This window comes from Nocardioides sp. SYSU D00038 (assembly GCF_016924665.1).
Lineage (GTDB): Bacteria > Actinomycetota > Actinomycetes > Propionibacteriales > Nocardioidaceae > Nocardioides.
Map to the genome: position 1 here is coordinate 250,468 of NZ_JAFFJT010000005.1, position 13,647 is coordinate 264,114.

Genomic DNA, 13,647 nt, shown 5'->3' on the forward strand with positions numbered 1-13,647 from the left:
CGTCACCCGCATGGCAGACCGTCCCCGGAACGACGGTCCGGAGGACGGACCCGAGTACTCCTGGCTCTACGGCGAGGGCGGCCCACCCCCGGAGCAGCCCCCGCCCACCCGGCCGGCGCAGCAGCGACCCCGCGACCCGCGGCCCGACGAGACGCGGGTGATGCGCACCCAGCCGCGCGAGCCGGTGCGTCCCACCCCGCCGCCGATCGCACCCTCCCCCGGCCCCGGCGACCCCGACGACGGCCCCTCCCGGCCGCGGCGCCGGTTCCGCCTGCGCTACCTGCTGGTCCTGCTGCTGCTGTGGGTGGCGTTCACGGTCGGCACGCCGATCCATGCCTGGACCAGCGTGAACAAGGTGGCGTGGGAGCCCGACGGCGACCGCCCGAAGGACCAGCCCGGCACCACGTACCTCCTGGTCGGCAGCGACTCCCGCGCCGGCCTGAGCAAGAAGGAGCGCCGCGAGCTCGCGACCGGCGACGCCGAGGGCCAGCGCACCGACACGATCATGCTGCTCCACACCGGCAGCGGCCCCAACGTGCTGCTCTCGCTGCCCCGCGACTCCATCGTCGACATCCCCGGCCGCGGCACCAACAAGATCAACGCCGCCTACGCCTTCGGCGGCCCGCAGCTGCTCGTGCGCACCATCGAGAGCAACACCGGCATCCGGGTCGACGACTACGTCGAGATCGGGATGGGCGGCGTCGTCGGCGTCGTCGACGCGGTCGGCGGCATCGAGATCTGCCCGCGCCGCGACATGAAGGACGCCCAGGCCGGTCTGAACATCAAGAAGGGCTGCCAGGAGGTCGACGGCAAGGTCGCGCTCGGCTACGCGCGGTCGCGCAAGACCGCCGCCCTCGGCGACATCGACCGGGTGCGCCGCCAGCGTGAGGTGGTCTCGGCCGTCGGTGCGAAGGTGATGTCGCCGTGGACCGTGCTCAACCCGGTGCGCTGGTGGCAGCTGACCCACTCCACGCCCGACTTCTTCGCCTTCGGCGAGGGAACCAGCGCGATGCGCGCCGGCCTGTGGGCGATGGCGATGACCCGCGTCGACGGCGACTCCGGCCTCACCTGCGTGGTCCCCATCGCCGACCTGGCGGTCAACTGGGACCCCGAGCGGGCCCCGGAGATGTTCCAGAAGATCATCGAGGACGACACCGACAGCATCGGCAAGAGCCTGTGCACCCCGAAGGGACTGCCCCGCTGAGCACCTACGAGACCCTCACCTGCGTCGTCGACGACGACGGGGTGGCGCTGCTGACCCTCGACCGCCCCGACCAGCTCAACGCCTTCGACCTCACGATGGCGCGCGAGCTCGAGCGGTTCTTCACCACCGACGCCCACGACGACGCGATCCGCGCGGTGGTGGTCACCGGCGCCGGCCGGGCGTTCTGCGCCGGCATGGACCTCTCCGCCGAGGGCAACGTGTTCGGCCTCGACGAGAGCCTGCGCCCGACCCCGGCCGAGCTGCGCGAGCGGTACGCCGAGGCGCCGTACCAGGACGGCATCCGCGACACCGGCGGCAAGGTCACCCTCGCGATCCACGCGCTGCCCAAGCCGGTGCTCGCCGCCGTCAACGGCCCCGCCGTCGGCATCGGCGCCACCATGACCCTGGCCATGGACCTCCGGCTGGCCTCGACCGCCGCCCGGATCGGGTTCGTCTTCGGGCGGATCGGCATCGTGCCCGAGGCCTGCTCGACCTGGTTCCTGCCCCGCCTCGTCGGGCTCCAGCAGGCGCTGGAGTGGATCTACTCCGCCGACATCCTCACCCCCGACCAGGCCCTCGCCGGAGGTCTGCTGCGCTCGGTGCACGAGCCCGACGAGCTGGTGCCGGCCGCCCTCGACCTGGCTCGCTCCTTCGTGCGCGGCCGCTCCCCCGTCGCCCTCGGCCTGGCCAAGCAGCTCCTGCTCCGCGGCGCCGGCGCCCCCCACCCCCTCGACGCCCACCTCGCCGAGTCCCTCGGCGTCTTCCACACCTCGGTGGCCGACGGCAAGGAGGGCGTCGCCGCCTTCCGCGAGAAGCGCCCCGCGTCGTTCACCGGCCGAGCCTCGGAGCTCCCCGAGATCTTCTGACGCCCGCCCACCGCTGGTTGAGGAGGGACGGAGTCCCGTCTCGAAACCCGGTGGGACGAACGCCCTGCCGCAACCACGCGCGAGCAACCCCCGTTCTCGCCGAGCCGGCGCTAGTTAGCGCCGGGTCGGCGAGACGCGTGCCCGCATCCCGTGGGGACGGGAGGGCGGTCGGCCGGCGGGGGTTTCGAGACAGTCGCCAGCGCGACTTCCTCGACCACCGACGGGTCAGGCGGCGGCGAGCTGGCGGCGCAGGCGCCCGAGGATCTGGGAGAGCAGGCGCGAGACCTGCTCCTGGCTGACGCCGAGCTCGGCGCCGATCTGGGCCTGGGTGGCGTCGGCGAAGTAGCGCAGCTCGATGATCCGGCGCTCGCGGTCGGTGAGCTCGTGCACCAGCGGGCTCAGCGAGACCAGGTCCTCGGTGAGGGCGTACGCCGGGTCGACCTCACCCCAGGTGTCGGTCGGCGAGGCTCCGTCGCCGGGCACGTCGAGGGAGACGGGCTGGAACAGCCCGCTGGCGCCGAGGGCGTCGACGACGAGGTCGTGGGGCAGGCCGAGGTGCTCGGCGAGCTCGGCGGGCCGGGGGGCGCGGCCGAGCTCCTGGGCGAGCACGGCCTGCGCCGCGGTCACCTTCGCCTGGGTCTCCTGCACCGGGCGCGGCGGGCGGATCGCCCAGCCGGCGTCGCGGAAGTGGCGGCGCAGCTCCCCGCGAACCGTCGGCACCGCGAACGCCAGGAAGTCGTGGCCCAGGGTCGGGTCGAAGCCGCGCACGGCCTTGACCAGGCCCAGGCCGGCGACCTGGTCGAGGTCGTCGTCGGCGATGCCGCGGTTGCGGTAGCTGCGGGCGATCGCGTGGGCGACCCGCAGGTTGGTCGCGATGATCTCGTTCTCGAGCTGCTCGCGCTCGCCCGCGGGCGCGGTCCTGGCCAGCGCGAACAGGCGCGCGGTCTCGGCCGCACGTCCCTCGTCGAGGGAGCCCTCGGACGTCCGGCTGTCCAGCGCGGGGAGCACCGCGTCGGCGTACGTCGATGGCATGATCCACACCCCCATCAGTGCAGTCACGTGAACATCTGTGCACTCGACACTGGCAGCGGGGAGCGGTCGGGATCATCGTCCTTTCGGTCAGGAAATCGACTAGTCCCCCGCCGGCGGGCCGGCGAGGGACTGGTCGAGAGGTGCTGGTGGAGCGGGCGGCTCAGGAGTCCCCGGCGGAGGCGACCGCCTCGGCCTCGGTGGTGGCACCCTCGGTGGAGAGCGCTCCGCCCTTGTCCTCGAGGTGGGCCCGGACGAACCAGTGGAACAGCTCCAGCTGCTCGGTCTGCGAGATGAACATGTCCTGGGTGACCAGGTCGAGCTCGTCGAGCTCCTTGATGCCGTCGCGGTAGCTCGAGATCACGCCCTGGTAGACGAGGTCGAGCGCCGACAGGTGCTCCTGGGTCGTGGCCCTCCCGATGGAGTACTCGTCCCAGGTGCGCTCCTTGACCAGCACGCCCGGGGTGCCGATCGGCGACGCGCCGAGGGTCGCGATCCGCTCGGCCAGGTCGTCGGCGAAGCCGCGCACCGCGTCGACCTGGGGGTCGAGCATCTCGTGGACGGCGATGAAGTGGGGGCCGACGACGTTCCAGTGCACGTGCTTGAGGGTCAGGTGCAGGTCGTTGGCCGCGTGCAGCCGCTCCTGGAGCAGGGCGACGACCCGCTTGGCGTCGTCGTCGCTCATCCCCGGGACCGTGTAGCGCAGCGTGGACGGGTCGAAGTTCGTAGCCATGCCGTTCCGATACCCGTGCCGCGAGCGGGACATACGACGGCGGCCGTGCCGGAGCCGCCCGGATGGGGGGTGTTCGGGCGGCCCCGGCACCGGTGGCGTACCCCGGGTACGGCGCGGCATGCGCGACCGTCGCGGTTTTTACCTCGGCGACCAGGTGCTGCCTACGCTCGAGGCATGGTGGAGAGCCCCGGCGCGGTGCGGATGATGCTCGACGAGTGCGAGACCTGGGCCGTGGTGGGCCTGGGCGGCGACCCCGCGCGCACGGCGTACTCGATCGCCGAGCTGCTCCAGCAGCGCGGCAAGCGGGTGGTGCCGGTGCACCCCTCGGCCGACGGCGAGCTGACCGTGCTCGGCGAGCTCGCCTACCCCACGCTCGCCGACATCCCGTTCCCCGTCGACGTGGTCGACGTGTTCCGCCGGTCCGAGGCGGCCGGCGAGTTCGCCGACCAGGCAGTGGCGATCGGAGCGCGGGGGGTCTGGTTCCAGCTCGGCGTCGTCGACCACGACGCCTTCGAGCGCACGACGGCGGCGGGCGTCGCGATGACGATGGACACCTGCCCCGCCATCGAGTGGCGCCGCGGCTGAGGTCCGCTACGACGGGCGCGCGCCGGCCAGCCGCCGGCTGACGGCGCCGGCCGCCGCGCTCACGAGCCGCTCCAGCGGCCCGCGCAGCCCGCCTGCCACGAACACCGCACCGATCACCACCAGCACCGCCACGTGGCGGCCGAACCCGGCGGCGTCGTCGGGCGGCCACACGTCCTCGGTGTGCAGCAGCACGTGCAGGCTGTAGAGGGTCAGCGTCATCGTGCCGGCGCCGAAGACGATCGCCGTGGCCCGGGTCGCCACCCGCCCGAGCGTGCCGACGACCAGCAGGCAGGCCCCGATCACCAGCGCCGCGCTGCCCATCGTCTGGGCGAGGTCGAACGGCGTGCTGCTGTGAGGCGCGACGACGAGCAGCCAGTCGGACGACCCGTCGCGCGGGGGGTTGCCGTACATGCCGGTGGAGATCTCGTCGAGCAGCGCCGGCCCGCCGTCGAGGTCGGGCCGGTCGCGCAGGAGGCCGGCGACGACGTCGGCCTGCCGGGTCAGCGCGTGCGAGACCTGGGTGGCGGCGACCGCCACCGCCAGGCCGACCCCGGCGAGCAGGGCCTGCACCCGGCGGCTGGCGAGGTCGGCGCGCCCGATCGCCAGCCCGAGCAGGACGTAGGCCAGCCACGGCAGCGCCGGGTAGTAGCCGGTGAGCAGCAGCTCGGAGAGCAGCCGACCGGGCGAGCCGAGCTGGTCGGGCTGGGGGCTCTCGACGCCGCGCTCGGGGAGGTGGGGGCGCAGCAGGTGGGAGACCACCGGCGCCACCAGCACCCACCCGACGGCCAACCACAGCAGCGGTCCGGTGCGGAGCCCGGTGAACGGCAGCGCGAGCAGGAACAGCACGCCGTAGTAGGTGAGGATCACCGCGAGCCCGGAGTCGGGGATGCCGAGCAGCAGCCCCAGCCCGGCGACCAGCAGGGCGCGCACCACGAGTCCGCCGCGCAGCGCCCAGCCGGCCCGGCCGCGCACCGGCTCGCGGCGACCGGTGACCAGCGCGATGCTCACCCCCGCCAGCACGGCGAACAGGGCCGAGGCCCGCCCCCCGGCCAGCCACTGGGCGGCGCTGATCGTGCCGTCGGGGTCGCGAGCGTCGAGGACGTGGGTGGCGACCATGCCCAGCAGCGCCAGGCAGCGGGCGACGTCGAGGCCGACGAGCCGTCCCGTGCGGGGCGCCGCCGGCGCCGCCATCAGAAGCCGAGCCGGCGCGGCGCCAGGTCGTTGCGCACCGCCGCACCCTTCTCCTGGGCAGCACGCCGCAGGTCGTCCTGGAACTGCGCCATCCGGTCCCGCAGGGCGGGGTCGGTGGCCGCCAGCACCCGGACGGCGAGCAGCCCGGCGTTGCGGGCGCCGCCGACCGCGACGGTCGCCACCGGCACGCCGGCCGGCATCTGCACGATCGAGAGCAGCGAGTCGAGGCCGTCGAGGTTCTTCAGCGGCACCGGCACCCCGATCACCGGCAGCGGCGTCACCGCCGCGAGCATCCCCGGCAGGTGGGCGGCTCCCCCGGCGCCGGCGATGATCACCGACAGCCCGCGGCCTGCGGCCTGCCGCCCGTAGTCGAGCATCTCCTCGGGCATCCGGTGCGCCGAGACGACGTCGGCCTCGTGGGGCACGTCGAACTCGGCCAGCGCCTCCGCCGCGGCCTTCATCACCGGCCAGTCGGAGTCGGAGCCCATCACGATCCCGACGCGGGGCTGCTCACTCATCTCTCACTCACTCTCGTTGCCGAGGTCGCCGCGGAACCAGGCGGCCGCGTGGCGGGCCCGCTCGAGGCAGTCGTCGAGGTCGTCGCCGTAGGTGTTGACGTGGCCCACCTTGCGGCCGGGGCGCTGCTCCTTGCCGTAGAGGTGCACGCGCAGCCGGGGGTCTCGCGCCAGCGCGTGGGGGTAGCCGTCCCACAGCCGGCCCACCTCGGGGTCGGGGCCGCCGAGGATGTTCACCATCACCGTCCAGCGCGCCCGGGGCGCGGGCGACCCGAGCGGCAGGTCGAGCACCGCGCGGAGGTGGTTCTCGAACTGCGAGGTCACCGCGCCGTCCTGGGTCCAGTGCCCGGTGTTGTGGGGTCGCATGGCGAGCTCGTTGACCAGGATCCGCCCGTCGACGGTCTCGAACAGCTCCACCGCGAGGATGCCGGTCACGTCGAGCTCGCCGGCGATCCGCAGTGCGACCTCCTGGGCCTGCCCGGCCAGCGCGGGGTCGAGGTCGGGGGCGGGGGCGACGACCTCGTGGCAGATGCCGTCGAGCTGGGTCGAGGCGACCACGGGGTACGCCGCCGCCTGGCCGCTCGGCGAGCGGGCGACCAGCGCGGAGAGCTCGCGGCGGAACTCCACGAGCTCCTCGGCCAGGATCGCCACCCCGGTCTCGGCGGCCACCCGGAACGGCTCGGCGCAGCCGGTCGCGTCGCGGACCACCCAGACCCCCTTGCCGTCGTAGCCGCCGCGGGTCGTCTTGAGCACGCACGGGAAGCCGAACGCCGCGACCTCCTCGGGGGTGGTCACCACCGCGTTGCGGGGGCAGGGCAACCCGAGCGCGCCGAGCCGCTCGCGCATCACGGCCTTGTCCTGGGCGTGCACCAGCGCATCGGGGCCGGGCCGCACCGCGAGGCCGTCGGCGGCGAGCGCGCGCAGGTGCTCGGTCGGCACGTGCTCGTGGTCGAAGGTGACGACCGCACAACCCGCGGTGACCCGGCGCAGGGTCGATAGGTCGGCGTGGTCGCCGATCACGTGGTCGGGCACCACCTGGGCGGCGGAGACCCCCTCGGCCTCGGCCAGCAGCCGCAGCGGGAGCCCGAGCGCGATCGCGGGCTGCGCCATCATCCGGGCGAGCTGGCCGCCCCCGATCACGGCCACGGTGGGGGCCTGGCTCGCACTCACGCGGTCAGCCTAGGGGGTGGCCCGGCGGGGCCCTCGGGGGCCGCCGTCAGGCGGGCGCCTCGCGCTCGAACCGCAGCCCCTGGCCGCGGATCGTGGTGATCAGGTGCGGCCGCCGGCTGTCGTCGCCGAGCTTGCGGCGCACCCAGCCCAAGTGGACGTCGATCGTCTTCGACGACGTCCAGAACGTGGTCTTCCAGACGTCGCGCATCAGCTCGTCGCGGGTGACGATGTCACCCGCGCGAGCGATCAGCGCGTGCACCAGGTCGAACTCCTTGCGCGAGAGGCGGACCTCCTCGTCGCCGCGCCACGCCCGGCGGTTCTCCGGGTCGATCCTGATCTCCTGCACCTGCAGCACCCGCTCACCGTAGGAACCGGGCCCGGGCGACGGAAGAGGCACGCCCGAAATTGACAGTGGCAGGTTGCTGCCAGACGGTGTCGCTCGGACGGCGCCGTTCCCCGCCTCGCAGGCGGGACGGCCGGAACCGGTCAGCGACCGCTCAGGCCCGGCGGACGGCGACCGGCTCGACGAGCCCGAAGCCGCGCACCGGCCGGGCCGGCAGCGGCCGGGTCTCGAACTGGTCGGCCGGGAGCAGGCCGGCGGTCTCGGCGTCGATGATGATCCGGTTGCGCCGGGCGACCGCGGTGAGCCGGGAGGCGAGGTTGACCGGCGGGCCGAAGACGTCGCCGAGCCGCAGCACCACCGAGCCGGTGGCCAGGCCGACCCGGACGTCGGGCATCCGCGGGTCGCGCCCGATCACGTTGATGATCCCCTCGGCGGTGTCGTAGCCGCGCACGGGGTCGTCGTTCACGAACAGCACCGAGTCGCCGATGCTCTTGATCACCCGGCCGTGCTGGGTCGCGACCACGTCGGCGCAGCGCGCCTCGAACAGCTCGACCAGGTCGCCGATCCGGTCCTGGCGGATCTGGTTCGACAGGGCGGTGAAGCTGACGATGTCGGCGAACCCGACCGTGAGGTTGCTGGTGTGGAGGTCCTCGTCGTCGGCCAGCCCGCTGATCCGGGTCAGCACGGCCGCGAGGTGGCGGCGCCAGACGTAGACCAGCATCTGCTCGAACGGCGCCGCGAACTCCTCCACCATCCGGGTCGCCAGCTCGAGGCGCTCGCCCGCGCCCTCGGGGCCGGGCTGCATCTCCTCCACCCGGTGCACCAGCGCCGAGACCTCCCAGTCGGCCAGCCGGGCCATGGTCTGCCCGACCGCGCGGCTGAGGTTGACCGCCAGGTCGGCGTCGAGCAGGCCGGTGCTGATCCAGCCCGCCACCGAGCGCAACGCCTCGACGTCGTTCTCCGTGTAGGCGACCGCGTTGCCCGACTCGGGGAAGCCGAGCGCCCGCCACAGCCGCCGGGCCTGCTCGAGGTCGACGCCGGTCTCGGCGGCGACCTGCGCGGCGTCGTAGACGGGCTCGTCGCGCAGGATGGCGCGCTGCAGGTCGTCGGCCTGGTCCGCGCGGCTCGAGGCCGGGGGCTCAGACCCCTTCATCGGCCCGGGGGGACGGGTCCTGGATGTCGTTGACGAGGTTGTGGATCAGCAGCTTGGTCTGCTCGACGCGCGGGATGTCGTGGAGGTGCACGTTGCCGTCGGTCGAGGCGTTGGTGATGATCAGCGTCCCGCAGCCGAACGGCCGGTCGATGAGGTTGATCTCGATCGACATGTCGCTGATCCGCTTGAGGGGGATGTCGTGGCCCCGGCGGGTGAGGATCCCCCAGCGGGTGATGATCCGCCGGTCGGTGATCGCGTGCACCGCGGTGAGCCAGAGCAGGAACGGGCGCACGACGTACCAGGCGATGGCGAGGCCGAGCACGATCCAGGTCACCAGCGTGACGACCTCCTGGTCGATCAGCACCTGCACCGCGACGCCCACCGCCAGCAGCAGCACGAGCACGAACAGCGGCGGGAACAGCGCCTTGGGGTGCTGGCGCATGCTCAGCAGCACCTTCTCGCCCTCGTTCAGCAGCTTCTGTGAGATGGCCACGGCCGCATCATGTCACTGTTGCGCCCGCACGTGGACGACATCGCCGGCCGCCACCGCGGTGCTCCCGCCGGCGTGCTCGACCACCAGCCGCCCGCCCGCGTCGACACCCACGGCCCGCCCGGTGAGGGCGTCGCCGCCGGGCAGCTCGACGCGCACGTCGCGGCCCAGGGTCACGCAGTCGGCGGCGTACGCCGCGCGCAGCCGCTCGGCGCCCGCGTCGCCGCCGGCCTGCCAGTCGGCGTAGCCGCCGCGCAGCGCGGCCACCAGCCCGAGCAGGAGGTCGGTGCGGTCGGCCCCGCGTCCGAGCTCGAGCGCGACCGAGGTGGCGGTCGCGACCGGCAGCTCGGGGGCGTCCTGAGCGACGTTGAGGCCGATGCCGACCACGGCGGCCGGGCCCTGCGGGGTCTCGACCCGCTCGAGCAGGATGCCCGCGATCTTGCGGTCTCCGACCAGTACGTCGTTGGGCCACTTGAGCCCCGCCTCGACCCCGGCAGCGCGCAGGGCGGTGGCCACCGCCCGGCCGGTGAGCAGCGGCAGCCACGGCCAGCGCGCCGGCGGGGCCGTGGGTCGCAGCAGCACCGAGAACGTCAGCGCGGCACGGGGCGGCACCTCCCAGGTGCGGTCGAGGCGACCGCGACCCGCGGTCTGCTCCTCGGCGACGACGACGAGGCCGTCCGCGGCGCCCTCCCGGGCCCGCTCGGCGACCACGGCGTTGGTCGACGTCGCGGTGGCCACCACCTCCACCGACCCCTCGGCCGCCGCCAGCCGCGCCACGTCAAGGGGTGGGCGGCCGTCGGGCGGGGTCGTCACGTGCACTACCTTGGCGCACGATCGACCAAGGAGGCCAGCACACGTGAGCGCACACCCGGGCGAAGGCACCGACGTCCCGACGGAGATCGACATCCACACCACGGCCGGCAAGCTCGCCGACCTCGACCGCCGCCTCGACGAGGCGGTCCACGCCGGCTCGGCCAAGGCGGTGGAGAAGCAGCACGCGAAGGGGCGCAAGACCGCCCGCGAGCGGATCGAGCTGCTCTTCGACGAGGGCTCGTTCGTCGAGCTCGACGAGTTGGCCAGGCACCGGTCGACGGCGTTCGGCCTGGAGAAGAACCGCCCCTACGGCGACGGCGTGGTGACCGGCTACGGCACCATCGACGGCCGGCAGGTCTGCGTGTTCTCCCAGGACTTCACGGTCTTCGGCGGCTCGCTCGGCGAGGTCTACGGCGAGAAGATCACCAAGGTGATGGACCTCGCCATCAAGACCGGGTGCCCGATCATCGGCATCAACGAGGGGGCCGGCGCCCGGATCCAGGAGGGCGTGGTGTCGCTGGGCCTCTACGGCGAGATCTTCCGGCGCAACGTGCACGCCTCGGGCGTGATCCCCCAGATCTCGATGATCATGGGCAACTGCGCCGGCGGCCACGTCTACTCCCCCGCGGTCACCGACTTCACGGTCATGGTCGACCAGACCTCGGCGATGTTCATCACCGGCCCCGACGTGATCAAGACCGTCACCGGCGAGGACGTCTCGATGGAGGAGCTCGGCGGCGCGCGCACCCACAACACCAGGTCGGGCAACGCCCACTACATGGGCGCCGACGAGGACGACGCGATCGAGTACGTCAAGGCGCTGCTGTCCTACCTGCCGCAGAACAACCTCGACGAGGTGCCGGCGTACGACGACGTCGCCGAGGCGGAGGTCACCGACCTCGACCGCACGCTCGACACGATCATCCCCGACTCGCCGAACCAGCCCTACGACATGCACGACGTGATCACCGCCGTGCTCGACGACGAGGAGTTCCTCGAGGTCCAGGAGCTGTTCGCGCCCAACCTGATCGTCGGCTTCGGCCGGGTCGAGGGCCGCTCGGTGGGTGTGGTGGCCAACCAGCCGATGCAGTTCGCCGGCACGCTCGACATCGACGCCTCCGAGAAGGCCGCTCGGTTCGTGCGCTTCTGCGACGCGTTCAACATCCCGGTGCTGACGTTCGTCGACGTACCCGGCTTCCTGCCCGGCACCGACCAGGAGTGGAACGGCATCATCCGCCGGGGCGCCAAGCTGATCTACGCCTACTCCGAAGCCACCGTCCCGCTGGTCACCGTGATCACCCGCAAGGCCTACGGCGGTGCCTACGACGTGATGGGCTCCAAGCACCTCGGCGCCGACATCAACCTCGCCTGGCCCACCGCGCAGATCGCGGTGATGGGCGCCCAGGGCGCGGCCAACATCGTGCACCGCAAGACGCTGGCCCAGATCGAGGCCGAGGGCGGCGACGTCGAGGCCAAGCGCGCCGAGCTGATCGACGAGTACGAGACCACGCTGGCCAACCCCTACATCGCCGCCGAGCGGGGCTACGTCGACGCGGTCATCACCCCGCACGAGACCCGCCTCGAGGTGGTCCGGGCGCTGCGCCTGCTGCGCACCAAGCGCGAGACGCTGCCCCCGAAGAAGCACGGGAACATCCCGCTGTGAGGGGGCGCGGAGCGTCCCCGAGCAGCGGGATCTCGCCGAGCCGGCGGTACTGCTGCGGGGGAGCGAAGCGGAGGAGCGGCCGCAGCGCCGGCTCGGCGCACCCCTAGCCTGCGGTGGCCGGACCGCGAGCGACGACCCCACACCACGTGACCTGCAGGAGGCAGACGTGACCGACACCCCCGACGCCCAGCCCCTGCTCCGCGTCGTCACCCCCGACACCACGCCGGAGGAGGTCGCGGCGATCGTGGCGGTGTTCGCGGCGCTGGGCGGGGACGAGGCGCCGGCCCGCCCGGCCCGCTCGCAGTGGGCGCACCCCGGTCGCGCGGCCCGGCGCACGCTGCCGCACGGCCAGGGCGGCTGGCGCGCCAGCGGGCTGCCCCGCTGACGCGCCGCGCAGCTGCCTGACCCTCAGTCCCTCGAGGGAGCGGGTCGCCCCGGTGCGAACAGCGCCGCGACGACCGCCACGGCGACCGCGCCGGCACCGGTGAGCAGGGCGGGCCCCACGGCGCCGTCGTAGCCGACCGGGGTCAGCTGCCCGCCGTTGCCGAGGAAGACGGCGGTCAGCACCGCCACGCCGAGCGCGACGCCGAACTCCCGGATGGTGGAGTTGGCCGAGCTGGCGGTGGCGAAGTCGGCGTCCGCCAGCCCGTCGAGGACGGCGGTGGCGCTGGGCGCGAAGGTGAGGCCCATGCCGATGCCGGCCAGCGCCAGGGCCGGCACGAACGCCGGGTAGTCCTGGCCCGTCTCGGTGAGCCACGCGAACCAGGCCAGCGACACCGTCTGGAGCACCAGCCCGGTCACCAGCAGGGCCCGCACCCCCACCCGGCCCGACAGCGCGCCGGCGATCGGCGCGACCACCATCGGTGCGGCGGTCCACGGCAGCGTGCGCAGCCCGGCCTCGAGCGGGGAGTAGCCCTGCACGACCTGGAGGTACTGCGAGAGCAGGAACACCGCCCCGAACATGCCGAGGGTGAAGGTCAGGCCGACGACGTTGGCCACCGAGAAGCCGCGCGAGGCGAAGAGCCGCAGCGGCAGGGTGGCCCAGCTGCGGCCGCGCGCCCAGACGACGTACGCCGGCACCAGCAGCGCCGAGACCACCAGCGGGACCAGCACCCCGGCGGAGGTCCAGCCGTCGTCGTTGCCGTGGACGATCCCCCAGATGCCGAGGGAGACCGCGCCGCCGAGCAGCAGGGTGCCGACCGGGTCCAGGCGCTGCCAGGTGCCGCGCGACTCGGACACCGAGGTCAGCAGCAGCGGGACGGCGACGAGGGCCACCGGCACGTTGAGCCAGAAGATCGCCTGCCAGCTCACGCCCTCGACCACCGCGCCGCCGACCACGGGGCCGAGGGCGACGCCCAGGCCGGAGACGCCGCCCCAGATGCCGATGGCGGCGCCGCGCATGGCGACCGGGACGGCGGAGGCGAGGAGGGTCAGCGACAGCGGCATGATCGCGGCCGCCCCGAGGCCCTGCACCGCCCGGGCGGCGATCAGCGCCTCCGCCGAGGTGCTCAGCGCCGAGGCCACCGAGGCCAGGGTGAACACGGCGATGCCGGCGAGCATCACCCGCCGCCGGCCCAGCCGGTCGCCGAGCGTCGCCGCGGGGAGCATGAAGGTGGCGAAGGTGAGCGTGTAGGCGTTGAGGAACCACGACAGCTGGCTGACCGTGGCCCCGAGGTCGACCCGGACCACCGGCAGCGCAGTGGTCATCACCAGGTTGTCGAGGGTGGCCATGAACATCGGGAGCGAGGCGGCGAGCACGGCGAGGCCCACCGGGCGCCGGCGGGAGCGGCGGGCGGGTGCGTCGGCGGGACGGCCAGCGGGGCGGGGCGGGTCGAGGACGGTCATCACGGCTCCAACAAAGAAGGCATTGAATGATTACTTACACCAGGACA

General features: G+C 73.5%; 15 protein-coding genes. 5 read left to right on the forward strand and 10 right to left on the reverse strand.

All coding sequences use genetic code 11. The annotated features are described in order from the left end of the window. Positions 1–10: 10 nt before the first annotated feature. Positions 11–1,204: an LCP family protein gene (locus tag JT721_RS02085; RefSeq protein ID WP_205471219.1), complete on the forward strand. Its 1,194-nt coding sequence runs from the start codon at positions 11–13 to the stop codon at positions 1,202–1,204. Beyond that, a complete protein-coding gene (locus JT721_RS02090; protein WP_307827842.1) occupies positions 1,177–2,070 on the forward strand; it encodes a crotonase/enoyl-CoA hydratase family protein in 894 nt (297 codons plus the stop codon). The genes JT721_RS02085 and JT721_RS02090 overlap by 28 nt, the downstream gene beginning before the upstream one ends. 225 nt (positions 2,071–2,295) lie before the next feature. On the opposite strand, the gene JT721_RS02095 is transcribed toward JT721_RS02090, so the two are convergent. Together JT721_RS02095 and JT721_RS02100 are read right to left on the reverse strand one after the other, a co-directional pair. After that, positions 2,296–3,129, reverse strand: a complete 834-nt coding sequence (locus JT721_RS02095; protein WP_307827843.1) for a sigma-70 family RNA polymerase sigma factor — start codon at positions 3,127–3,129, stop codon at positions 2,296–2,298. A 133-nt stretch (positions 3,130–3,262) separates the two neighbouring features. Continuing rightward, positions 3,263–3,832 carry a Dps family protein gene (locus tag JT721_RS02100; protein WP_205471220.1) on the reverse strand — a complete coding sequence of 190 codons (570 nt, stop codon included), beginning with the start codon at positions 3,830–3,832 and terminating at the stop codon, positions 3,263–3,265. Positions 3,833–4,006: 174 nt separating this feature from the next. On the opposite strand from JT721_RS02100, the gene JT721_RS02105 reads away from it, so the two are divergent. Beyond that, complete coding sequence (locus tag JT721_RS02105) at positions 4,007–4,417, forward strand: CoA-binding protein (protein WP_205471221.1); 411 nt, start codon at positions 4,007–4,009, stop codon at positions 4,415–4,417. A 6-nt stretch (positions 4,418–4,423) separates the two neighbouring features. Here JT721_RS02105 and JT721_RS02110 read toward each other — a convergent pair whose 3' ends face one another. The 7 genes from JT721_RS02110 to JT721_RS02140 form a co-directional block, all read right to left on the reverse strand. Further along, the gene (locus JT721_RS02110; protein WP_205471222.1) at positions 4,424–5,608 is read right to left on the reverse strand and encodes a heparan-alpha-glucosaminide N-acetyltransferase domain-containing protein; all 1,185 of its coding nucleotides are present in this window, start codon (positions 5,606–5,608) and stop codon (positions 4,424–4,426) included. Next, positions 5,608–6,126, reverse strand: coding sequence for a 5-(carboxyamino)imidazole ribonucleotide mutase (purE, locus tag JT721_RS02115; RefSeq protein ID WP_205471223.1), 519 nt, complete (start codon positions 6,124–6,126; stop codon positions 5,608–5,610). The genes JT721_RS02110 and purE overlap by 1 nt, the downstream gene beginning before the upstream one ends. A gap of 3 nt (positions 6,127–6,129) precedes the next feature. Next, complete coding sequence (locus JT721_RS02120) at positions 6,130–7,236, reverse strand: 5-(carboxyamino)imidazole ribonucleotide synthase (RefSeq protein ID WP_240339987.1); 1,107 nt, start codon at positions 7,234–7,236, stop codon at positions 6,130–6,132. 103 nt (positions 7,237–7,339) lie between these two features. Beyond that, a complete protein-coding gene (locus tag JT721_RS02125) occupies positions 7,340–7,648 on the reverse strand; it encodes a winged helix-turn-helix domain-containing protein (protein ID WP_205471225.1) in 309 nt (102 codons plus the stop codon). A 142-nt stretch (positions 7,649–7,790) separates the two neighbouring features. Further along, positions 7,791–8,789: an adenylate/guanylate cyclase domain-containing protein gene (locus JT721_RS02130; RefSeq protein WP_205471226.1), complete on the reverse strand. Its 999-nt coding sequence runs from the start codon at positions 8,787–8,789 to the stop codon at positions 7,791–7,793. Further along, positions 8,776–9,282, reverse strand: coding sequence for a PH domain-containing protein (locus tag JT721_RS02135; protein ID WP_205471227.1), 507 nt, complete (start codon positions 9,280–9,282; stop codon positions 8,776–8,778). Before JT721_RS02135 ends, JT721_RS02130 begins: the two co-directional genes overlap by 14 nt. A gap of 12 nt (positions 9,283–9,294) precedes the next feature. Then, positions 9,295–10,092 carry a biotin--[acetyl-CoA-carboxylase] ligase gene (locus JT721_RS02140; protein ID WP_307827844.1) on the reverse strand — a complete coding sequence of 266 codons (798 nt, stop codon included), beginning with the start codon at positions 10,090–10,092 and terminating at the stop codon, positions 9,295–9,297. A gap of 43 nt (positions 10,093–10,135) precedes the next feature. Here JT721_RS02140 and JT721_RS02145 point away from each other — a divergent pair, with 43 nt between their 5' ends. Then, positions 10,136–11,755: an acyl-CoA carboxylase subunit beta gene (locus JT721_RS02145; protein ID WP_205471229.1), complete on the forward strand. Its 1,620-nt coding sequence runs from the start codon at positions 10,136–10,138 to the stop codon at positions 11,753–11,755. A 166-nt stretch (positions 11,756–11,921) separates the two neighbouring features. Next, the gene (locus JT721_RS02150; protein ID WP_205471230.1) at positions 11,922–12,140 is read left to right on the forward strand and encodes an acyl-CoA carboxylase epsilon subunit; all 219 of its coding nucleotides are present in this window, start codon (positions 11,922–11,924) and stop codon (positions 12,138–12,140) included. Positions 12,141–12,163: 23 nt separating this feature from the next. Here the strand turns inward: JT721_RS02150 and JT721_RS02155 are convergent, their stop codons facing one another. After that, on the reverse strand, positions 12,164–13,600 hold the full coding sequence (locus tag JT721_RS02155; RefSeq protein ID WP_205471231.1) for a DHA2 family efflux MFS transporter permease subunit: 1,437 nt from the start codon (positions 13,598–13,600) through the stop codon (positions 12,164–12,166). Positions 13,601–13,647: the final 47 nt, after the last annotated feature.

Coding starts and splice junctions, on each gene's coding strand:
- JT721_RS02130 (WP_205471226.1), bottom strand. CDS start 8,789: ATGAAGGGGTCTGAGCCCCCGGCCTCGAGCCGCGCGGACCAGGCCGAC.
- JT721_RS02120 (WP_240339987.1), bottom strand. CDS start 7,236: ATGATGGCGCAGCCCGCGATCGCGCTCGGGCTCCCGCTGCGGCTGCTG.
- purE (WP_205471223.1), bottom strand. CDS start 6,126: ATGAGTGAGCAGCCCCGCGTCGGGATCGTGATGGGCTCCGACTCCGAC.
- JT721_RS02085 (WP_205471219.1), top strand. CDS start 11: ATGGCAGACCGTCCCCGGAACGACGGTCCGGAGGACGGACCCGAGTAC.
- JT721_RS02155 (WP_205471231.1), bottom strand. CDS start 13,600: ATGACCGTCCTCGACCCGCCCCGCCCCGCTGGCCGTCCCGCCGACGCA.
- JT721_RS02100 (WP_205471220.1), bottom strand. CDS start 3,832: ATGGCTACGAACTTCGACCCGTCCACGCTGCGCTACACGGTCCCGGGG.
- JT721_RS02105 (WP_205471221.1), top strand. CDS start 4,007: ATGGTGGAGAGCCCCGGCGCGGTGCGGATGATGCTCGACGAGTGCGAG.
- JT721_RS02110 (WP_205471222.1), bottom strand. CDS start 5,608: ATGGCGGCGCCGGCGGCGCCCCGCACGGGACGGCTCGTCGGCCTCGAC.